Source organism: Streptomyces sp. XM83C (assembly GCF_023072675.1).
GTDB lineage: Bacteria > Actinomycetota > Actinomycetes > Streptomycetales > Streptomycetaceae > Streptomyces > Streptomyces thermocoprophilus.
On sequence record NZ_JALLGL010000374.1, the window covers coordinates 1 to 5355 of the forward strand.

At 75.2% G+C, this 5355-nt stretch carries 2 protein-coding genes; one reads left to right on the forward strand and one right to left on the reverse strand.

Features of this window, described 5'->3' with window-relative positions:
* Positions 1–1076 precede the first annotated feature (1076 nt).
* Positions 1077–3182, reverse strand: a complete 2106-nt coding sequence (locus tag MTQ10_RS27480; protein ID WP_247472972.1) for an asparagine synthase-related protein — start codon at positions 3180–3182, stop codon at positions 1077–1079.
* Positions 3183–3860: 678 nt separating this feature from the next.
* Between MTQ10_RS27480 and MTQ10_RS27485 the strand changes: the two genes are divergently transcribed.
* Positions 3861–5282, forward strand: a complete 1422-nt coding sequence (locus MTQ10_RS27485; RefSeq protein ID WP_247472973.1) for an MFS transporter — start codon at positions 3861–3863, stop codon at positions 5280–5282.
* The last annotated feature ends 73 nt before the right edge of the window (positions 5283–5355 follow it).

The window sequence follows — 5355 nt, forward strand, 5'->3', positions numbered from 1 at the left end:
GGGCCGCCCGGGGCGGCGGGGGTGCCGTGTTCGTCCTCTGCCTGGGCGACGCCCAGAATTCTGTACCGCACCGCCCCATTCTCCCCGGGCCCCCACGCTCCGACCCAGTGGTTCCCCGGGGCGAGTCCCCAGCGCCCCCGCGCCACGGGTCCACCCAACGTGGCTGCGAGCCGGGTCAGCGCCCCGCGCTGTGGGGTCACCCGGCGTGGGTGCGGGCCCTTTCGGCGCGGGTCAGCGCCCCCGCGATACAGGGTCACCCGGCGTCAGTGCGGGCGCGGGTACCCTCGGCGCCCACCCTCCCCCAAGCTCTCGACTTCGGTCGAGCAGGGGGGACCCCCATCGCCCCAGCGGCACGACTGCCCGCAGCCATATGAGCAAGCGCCCCCGACACCACCGATGCCCGGGTGGGCAAACCACCCCAGCAAGCACGACTGCCCGCAGCCACGCGAGCGTGCGCCCCGGGCCCCCGCCGCTGCATCGGACGGTTGCCGTCAGCCGCGACGGCGGACAGCCGCCCGCGGCGGGAAGGGGGGGGTGCCCGCCCGCAGCGTGCGGCGAAAACTCCCGGCGCGCACCCGATCCACCCACCGGAGAGACGGCGCTACCGCAACCACGCACCCTCGGACACAGGCCGCCGCAGGCACTCAGGGGCGCGGGGAACTGCGCGAGAACTCCCCACCGGCTCGCAGGTGGAAACGAAACCCCGAAGGGGCGCGGGGAACTGCGCGAGAACCCCCCACCGGCCCGCAGGTGGAAACGAAACCCCGAAAGGGCGCGGGGAACTGCGCGAGAACCCCCCACCGGCCCGCAGGTGGAAACGAAACCCCGAAGGGGCGCGGGGAACTGCGCAACCAGCCCCCACCGGCCCGCAGGTGAAACACGATGGCCCAGCCAAGACAGGGGCGCGGGGAACTGCGCGCCAAGCCCCCACCGGCCCGTGGTGAACAACGAAACCCCAGGCACCCCAAAAGGGGCGCGGCGACCTGCGCACCAGCGGCGTCACCGGCCCCCGGTGGCAAAGGGGCGCGCGGCACTGCGCAAAGGCCCCCCACCGGCCGTAGGTGGCAGCGCAGGCGTCAGACCAGGCGCCGCACAGCCGCCCCCGGCGACCCCGCCGGCCCCGCCGGCACCCGGCGTGACACCCCCGCCGGAACGGCCCGCGCCCGCGCCGGTGTCCCCGTCCAGCACGTGCCCCGCCGCGCCAGCAGCCGCCGTAGCCACAGCTCGAGGGAGACGAGATCCGCGAGCCCGTCCAGCGGCAGCGGCTCCCCCGCCGCGGCGCCCCGCACGGCCTTGCGGACGACGCGCGCCTCGACGAGCCCCGCCTCCGCGAGCAGGGGCGTGTCGAACAGGTCGAGCAGGGAGTCGGCGGCGACGCGCAGCCCGGTCCGGGCGGCTGCGGCGGACGGCGCGTGGGAGGGGGCTCCCCAGCCGGGCGGAAGGTCGGTCACCCCGGCGCCCTGGAGGACGGTGCGGAGGATCTCCGCGCGGGCCCCGGGTCGGACGCGCAAGGTCTCGGGGAGGGCGCGGCACGCGCGTACGACCTGGTTGTCGAGGAACGGCGCGTGCAGCCGCTGGGAGCGGATCTCCGCGGCCTGTTCGAGGATGCGCAGGTCGGCGGCGGCCCGGGCGAGGGCGGCACGCGCGCGATAGTCGCCGGGCCGCTGCCCGGGCCCGACGCCGGACCGGGCGGTCGCGTGCTGGAGGCGAACCGATACTTCAGCGAGCGCCTCTCCGGTCAGCCACCGCGCCGCCGGCCCGGGTCTGGCCCAGGTGAGCGCGGCGAGGGAGGCCCCGGACGCGCCGCCGGGTTCGTCGAACCGCTGGTGCAGCAGCCGTTCGGCGAGGCCTTCGAGACCGGCCCGGTAGGGGGTGCGGGCGAGCCGCCGGGCTGCGGCGTACACGCGCGCGGGGACGAGGACGGAGCCGTCGGCTCGGGCGAGGGCGGCGACGGGCCGGACCAGGTGGCGTCGTTTGCGGTCCATCAGCAGGTCGGCGAGGCGCGCCGGGTGGGCGTCGAGGACCTGCCGGGCGCCGGTGCCGATGAAGTGGTCGGCGCTGCCGGACATGAGGCGGGCGCGGTTCCGGGCGGCGGTGACGAGGGAGGGCGCGGGTTCGTCGGTGAGGGGTCCGTCGAGGTCGGCGTAGGGCAGGACGTCCTCGCCGCCGGTGACGACGACGTGGTGGAGGCGGGGGTTGGCGGCGAGCGCGCCGGCCCGTTCGAGTTCGGCTTCGCGTCCCGCGACGGCGAGGTCGTTGAAGGTGACGGCGAGGAGGCGTTCGCCGGCGCCGGTGCCGTGTCCGAGGAGGGTGCCCGGGTTGCCGGGGAGTCCGGCGGCGAGGAGGGCGAGGGTGGCGGAGGCGGGTCCGCCGGACAGGTCGGCGCCGATGCCGGGTACGGGCATGCCGCGGGCGGCGCGGCGTTCGGCGGGGCCCATGCCGGGGACGGGCCCGGGGTCGATGTCGGGCACGTGGCGGGGAGCGGACAGCCGGGTGCGTACGGCTTCGACGAGCGCGTCGCGCACGCCGTCCACGGCGCTTTCGGGGTCGGCGGGTGGTGCGGCGACGGCGAGGGAGGCGACGGGTTCGTACCCGGCGATCTCACGCGCCCCGGCGCGCAGGATCAGCGCGTGCCCCGGCGGTACGCGCCGCACGCCGGCGTAGGGGGTGGAGTCCTGTACGGCGGCGGGCACGTCGGGGGCGGCGAGCAGCGCGGCGAGGTGCGCGAAGTCGAGGTTGGCCTCGACGAGGTCGGCGAGGGGCAGGGCGGCGGTGGCGTAGGCGGTGCCGCCGGCCCAGGGGGTGTAGAAGACGGGTCGGGCGCCGGCGAGGTCTCCGCAGACGGTGATGCGGCGTCCGACCTGGACGACGGCGGTGTAGCTGCCGGGCCAGGCGGTGAGGTGGCGCAGGGCGCCGCCGCGGGCGGCGAAGAGGGCGACGCGCAGTTGTTCGTCGCTGGCGCCGCACAGGCCGAGGACGGCGATGCGGGTCTCGGGGTCGGCGGTGACGACGCGGATCTCGTCGGGCCGCCAGTCGCCGACGGCCCACAGCGGGTCGGGGTCGCCCCACAGCAGGTGGGAGCCGACGGGGTGCAGGGTCTCGCCGTCGTATCCGGTGGCACCGGCGGAGCCGATCTCGGCGGCCCTCGCGGCGGTGCTGCTCCATCCCACCAACCACCGCATCGACGCCTCCACAGGCTGTGGACAACTCTGCACCGCTCGAACGGTTCACATGCTGCCACGAAGAACGCGTCTCAGAGAGTCGGCGGAGCCGCTCGCGCGTCGGCGGGCCCACCCGCGCACAGAAACCCCGACGATGTGAATGCGCCCCCGATTCACTCCCCTCGAACGCCCTGTGCGCCCTCAACTCCCGTGGTGGGAGCGGGTGTCGAGCCCGGGAACAGGGGGTCGATTTTCGGCCAAATCGACGCCCGGTGGCGAACTTGGGCACGCGCGCGTGCGCGACACGTACACGCTCCGTACACATCTGGCGCGGACTCAACCGCGGCCGGAACGCGCGCAGTCCGGGAGGCGTCGCCGCCCCCCGGACCGTTCCGCCGCCCGCGGGGATGAAGGCGGCGGTGTCCCCCAGCCCACTGGATCCAGTACAGCGGGCCGACCCACGCACCGCCCATGGAACCGCTCCCGAGATGGCCGGAGAAGAGCGCACACACGGGCGCACGGCCACACGCCGGGAGCGCGCCGCCACCGTCCGTGCAGGGGCCCGTACTTCCGTACGGACCACAATCCCGCCATCCGGAACAAAGCCCCTTAACGCTTGGGATCCGGCGAACTACGCTGGGTTTACGAATGCCGCGTGGTTATGCCAGCGCGGCAGCCGTCTGTGTCGAGGGGTGGCGCATGTCCAGGGAGCAACGCGGGCCGAACGAAAAGCTCGGCGCCGTTCTCGCCCTCGCGGGAATCAGCAACGCAGGACTCGCCCGGCGCGTCAACGACCTTGGCGCCCAGCGCGGGTTGACACTTCGCTACGACAAGACGTCGGTGGCGCGCTGGGTGTCGAAGGGCATGGTGCCGCAGGGTGCCGCGCCGCACCTCATCGCCGCCGCCATCGGCCAGAAGCTCGGCCGGCCGGTGCCGCTGCACGAGATCGGCCTGGCGGACGCGGACCCCGCGCCGGAGGTCGGCCTGGCGTTCCCGCGTGACGTGGGGCAGGCGGTGAAGTCGGCGACGGAGCTGTACCGTCTCGACCTCGCCGGGCGCCGCGCCGGCTCCGGCGGCATCTGGCAGTCGCTCGCCGGATCGTTCGCAGTGAGCGCATACGCAACGCCCGCCTCCCGTTGGCTGATAACCCCGGCCGACAGCTCGGTCGCGCGCGAGGCCGGACCGGCGGAGGGCACGGGCGCACCGATCAAAGTCGGCCACAGCGACGTGCGGAAGCTGCGGGAGGCCGCGGAGGACGCCAGGCGCTGGGACTCCAAGTACGGGGGCGGCGACTGGCGTTCGTCGATGGTGCCGGAGTGCTTGCGCGTCGAGGCGGCGCCGCTGCTGCTGGGCTCCTACTCCGACGAGGTGGGCCGGGCGCTGTTCGGCGCCGCCGCCGAACTGACCCGCCTGGCCGGCTGGATGGCGTTCGACACGGGCCAGCAGGAGGCCGCGCAGCGGTACTACATCCAGGCGCTGCGGCTCGCCCGCGCCGCCGCGGACGTCCCCCTCGGCGGGTACGTGCTGGCGTCGATGTCGCTGCAAGCGACCTACCGCGGTTTCGGCGACGAGGGCGTGGACCTCGCGCAGGCCGCGCTGGAACGCAACCGGGGCCTGGCCACCGCGCGCACCATGAGCTTCTTCCGTCTGGTGGAGGCACGCGCGCACGCACGCGCGGGTGACGCCCAGGCGGCGGGTGCCTCCCTGAAGGCCGCCGAGGGCTGGCTGGAACGATCCCGCCCCGGCGACAACGACCCGTCCTGGCTGGGCTTCTACTCCTACGACCGGTTCGCCGCGGACGCCGCCGAGTGCTACCGCGACCTGAAGGCGCCGCGGCAGGTGCGCCGCTTCACCGAACAGGCCCTGTCGAAGCCTACGGAGGAGTTCGTCCGCTCGCACGGGCTGCGCCTGGTGGTCTCCGCGGTGGCCGAGCTGGAGTCCGGCAACCTGGACGCGGCGTGCGCGCAGGGCGTGCGCGCGGTGGAGGTCGCGGGTCGGATCTCGTCGGCGCGGACCACGGAGTACGTGAAGGACCTGCTGCACCGCCTGGAGCCGTACGGCGACGAGCCCCGGGTCGTGGAGCTGCGCGAACGGGCGAGGCCGCTGCTGGCCCCGGCATAGGACTGACGCCGGACCGGCACGGCCCCCGGGGGGACGGACACGGGCCGCAGCCCACGGCAGCCCCGCCCCGTGC